Annotated in this window: 2 protein-coding genes and 1 pseudogene; 1 reads left to right on the top strand and 2 read right to left on the bottom strand. The window is 35.3% G+C overall.

Translation table 11 applies throughout. From position 1 onward, the window contains the following. Positions 1-389: 389 nt before the first annotated feature. Complete coding sequence (gene trpC, locus ACM0OY_RS39690) at positions 390-1,277, bottom strand: indole-3-glycerol phosphate synthase TrpC (RefSeq protein WP_414574190.1); 888 nt, start codon at positions 1,275-1,277, stop codon at positions 390-392. Between the two features lie 103 nt (positions 1,278-1,380). After that, positions 1,381-1,659 (bottom strand): HetP family heterocyst commitment protein, encoded by a 279-nt coding sequence (locus ACM0OY_RS39695; protein ID WP_414574191.1) that lies wholly within the window; start codon positions 1,657-1,659, stop codon positions 1,381-1,383. Positions 1,660-3,348: 1,689 nt separating this feature from the next. On the opposite strand from ACM0OY_RS39695, the pseudogene ACM0OY_RS39700 reads away from it, so the two are divergent. Continuing rightward, positions 3,349-4,041: pseudogene (locus ACM0OY_RS39700) on the top strand (response regulator); the annotation flags it as partial. Positions 4,042-4,099 lie beyond the last annotated feature (58 nt).

Here is a 4,099-nt window from a genome sequence, read left to right on the forward strand (position 1 = left end):
GTGTTAAGCATACCGCCAGCGTTCATCCTGAGCCAGGATCAAACTCTCCGTTTTGTTGTGTTTCGAGTTTGGTTATCCTAAAAATACCTATTTGAGTGTATTTTTTAGGAATCCTAGTTATAATTTTCGATTATCTTTAACTATGGAAGTCCCAAAGTTAGATTTTCTTGACGAGGATTAGTTATTTCTTAAGCTTTCAAAGTATTGTGTTTTTACGGTTCAGGTGTTTTAGGCTTTTTCTCTTGCCTTCACACTTAATCTAGGATAACTAGTCCATTTGGGATTGTCAAGGGCTAAAGAAGAATTTTTTTGAATCGGGCAAATCCCTTGAGCAGTGGTACTTAAGTACCATAATTCAGGCAAAACAAAGATGAGATTCTCTAATAACACTATCTTTCCTTCATTGCCTTCTTGAGAAGGTTGCTGTGGGTGGAAAGATTAAGTTGGAGCAGATTACGCACAGCCTGTTGTACATCGTCTTGCTTAACTAAAGTGTCTCCGAGTAGAACTGCATGTGTACCAGCTTCAGCAACAAAGGATAAATCATCTGGTGTATGCAAGCCAGATTCACTGACAATACTAACGCCCAAGCTTTGGATCTGCGATCGCCTAGCTCCCAGCAATTGCCCAGTTGTATCCATATCAACGCTAAAATCTTCAAGACTTTGATTGTTGATTCCTATTAAGCGAACATCATCAAGCTGTAGCACTCGATCGAGTTCTGCCAAGGTACGGACTTCTACCAAAGCGTTCATCCCTAAATAGTGAATTACCCGCAAAAAGTTTTGAAGTTGCCTATCGGACAGAATCGCTGCAATAAGTAGCACAGCATCTGCGCCTGCTGCTCTTGCTAAATATATTTGGCAAGGATCTAAAATAAAATCTTTGCATAATATAGGTAATGGTACTCTGTGGCGGATGGTGCGTAAACTCTCAAAGCTACCATGAAAGAACTTGTGATCAGTGACTACAGAGATGCAAGTTGCGCCACCACGCTCATAAGCTTTGGCGATCGCTACTGGGTCAAAGTCTGGTTTGATTATCCCATGAACTAGAGATGCTTTCTTCACCTCTGCAATGATGCAAGGTCGGTAATGACTTTGTTGCAAAGCAGTAAGAAAATCTCGCACTGTGGGTGCAGCAGTTAACTGACGTTGTAATGAAGCTAAAGACATTTCTTGCTGAATTTGTGCGACTTCATACTTTTTCTGCCATACGATCTCTTTGAGAGTGGGTTGCAGTAAACGAGTATTAGGGGCAGTAAATGGGTAAGCCATATGTTAATGATGACCAAAAAGTATGAACTAGAAAATGTAAGGCTACCCCTACATATTTTCTTCTCAATGAGTGTGTGGGAAGGGAACGCCATTTCTTAAGTTTTCAGAGTTGAAGCCATGTTGACTTAAGGTTCAAAGTTTCTACACCGTCACTATCAGGTTGACTGGATTTTGAATTTTCAACTAAACAGTTATTCTTAAGCAGTCGAATGTAAGTGCGATAGGGTATATAATCTATCGGATTGTACCCAGAAAAACGCAGTATTAAAACACAAGCCCAGGAGTATTTGCCTCCAATAATGGCTTTGAGTATTTGCTCAATTTGTTCATTATTAATTTTCCTAACCATTTGTGTTTGATAACCACCAATGTTTTGAGTCATAAATACGCTCTTTTGATACAATGAAAACTGGTCTTTACTTGGCAGGATTTTACTATTTTGTTTGCCCCCATTCGAGCTAGTAATTTTTTGTAAGATCAACGAATAATTTACTTTATTTCATATAAATATACTAAGGGCTGCTATACTTGACTGCTATGAATAGATTCATGATTGATTTATTATTAAAAGTACTTGATGCCAACTTTTCGTGAATTACATTACTCTTAGGATTTTTTGAATATCAATTTTATACTTTAAATTAAGCGTAGTCCGAAACAAGACACCATAAATAAAATTAGATAAATCAAGAAATTATTGCCAACTTCTATTAAAAGTAGGGGCGGGTATAACCGACAGAGTAAATATCTAGTTTAACCCGCTCTTACAGATGAACCGTATTGCAGAAGCAGCTTCTTCGTTAAGCTTACTCAATGTTTAGCAAACTAGTATATGAAAATTTTTTTGATAGACGTGTCTATTTTTTCGCTTTTTAAAATCTGATTTATTTTCATTGCCAGAAACTAACTTAGACTCGGGAAACGGAGAATGGCTATTATGAAGTTTTTTCTCTTATGCGATATGGGTCATAGTCTCTGTTCTCCAATTAGACCTTTTAGAAGGTACAATTACCCTTTGATTACAAAAAAAGTATCCAAAAATACATACTCGCTTAATATTTTCTATTTCTTTTGGATGATTTTTTATATTGAGTACACAGATTTAGACTAAAAAATGTATACCTTGTGACGGATGACAACGTTTATTGTTATATAGTTTAATCCCTTAGTGAACAAATAAAAAAATTAAATTAATAACAATTATTTTACTCATTTAACCTGTGTCTATTAAGGACAATGTATCTAAATGTAGAATTTAGAATAGTTGATATTATTGATTAGTAACTTTTTTTACTAATCAATCTTCTGTTATACTTTGGCATTATATTTAATTAAAAATCTCAAATAAGCTAGGCTATCTAATGGTGTGTTTTATGTAAAGTAAAGACTAAATGATTGTTTTTTATTTTAATTTAGTAAAATTTATTGTTTTAAACAAGTAAGCTGTTCAATATCTAGTTGGCATATTTAAATTTAATACAACTTTTGTGAGGTGGGCATGTTGTCTACCCTAATTATGCAAGTTAAATGTGGAACAGCTTACTTGTAATTAAGCAAAAGTCTAGGTGCTTACATTAACATGTAAGAGTCTATAGTTGAGTTTTTAATTCTGACGAATAAAAATTATGATAGATAATTTTTATTTATGTTTAGAATAATACCAAGAATATCTTTACATTACCATTATAAAAAAATCATATTTTATTGTTAGAATCAAAATTAAAATCATAGGGTATCTCTGATTCTTTGTAATGGATTTTATTTTTGACTAAAGAATAGCAACATTAGAATTTTATAAAAAGCTGTGATTAGCAATTCATTAATGGGTATAGTGCCGATTTGTTTGGCTGAGTAACCAGGTATATGATTCTAGTGCCTAAAGGTGAGTTTAATTGAACTTTCCATTGGTGCTACAGCCAAAAGTTGAGTTGAGATTCACTGGTTTCCTGATGCAGTTTTCTTGGTTATTAATTAATAACTATATCCAGATGGACACTCATAGGTTTTTAGAGAACGCTCGGCACAAAGTTTGATCGTCATTTCCTGCCACAAAAATCCTATTCATGGAAAAATGATACACGAATCGTCGAAAAAAATTCTTGTCATTGAAGATGATGCCGTCACTCGCAATGTCTTCTTAGAGGTTCTTGAGGCTCAAGGTTTTAATACTATAGGTGCTGAAAATGGTCTAGCTGGGATACAGCAAGCACAAGAGCATTTACCCGACTTGGTGATTTGCGATATTCAAATGCCAGATATGGATGGTTACAGTGTTTTGACTACACTCCGTCAACACCCTGACACAGCAATTATTCCTTTCATTTTTTTGACTGGTAGTAATACTCAAGCAGCTCTTCGTAAAGGTATGGAGCTGGGAGCAGATGATTATCTTACTAAGCCTTCTACTATAGAGGATTTGCTCAGAGCGATCGCTGTCCGATTTGAAAAGCAAGCTTTATTAAGGTATTGGTACACAAATAACTCTCATCAACTCAGCCGACCACTACCTTTATCAATTAACTCTGAGTCCATTTTTCCATCTGTTCCTCAATTACAATCAGTTTTCGACTTCATTGAAGATAATTATCACCAAGGAATTACTTTATCTGATGTAGCTGTTGCAGTTGGTTATTCGCCTGCTTACTTAACCAACCGAGTAGCAAAACAAACAGGAGAGACTGTAAACGCTTGGATTGTCAAGCGTCGGATGGCAGCAGCACGTCCATTACTCAGAAATACTAATCAAACAATTGAGCAGATTGCTATTAACTGGAGTTTAGACTAAAAGCGATATGAGAGAACGCAAATCAAAAGGAACTTAG

Source organism: Nostoc sp. CCY 9925 (genome assembly GCF_963920935.1).
Lineage (GTDB): Bacteria > Cyanobacteriota > Cyanobacteriia > Cyanobacteriales > Nostocaceae > Nostoc.

Coding starts and splice junctions, on each gene's coding strand:
- trpC (WP_414574190.1), bottom strand. CDS start 1,277: ATGGCTTACCCATTTACTGCCCCTAATACTCGTTTACTGCAACCCACT.
- ACM0OY_RS39695 (WP_414574191.1), bottom strand. CDS start 1,659: ATGACTCAAAACATTGGTGGTTATCAAACACAAATGGTTAGGAAAATT.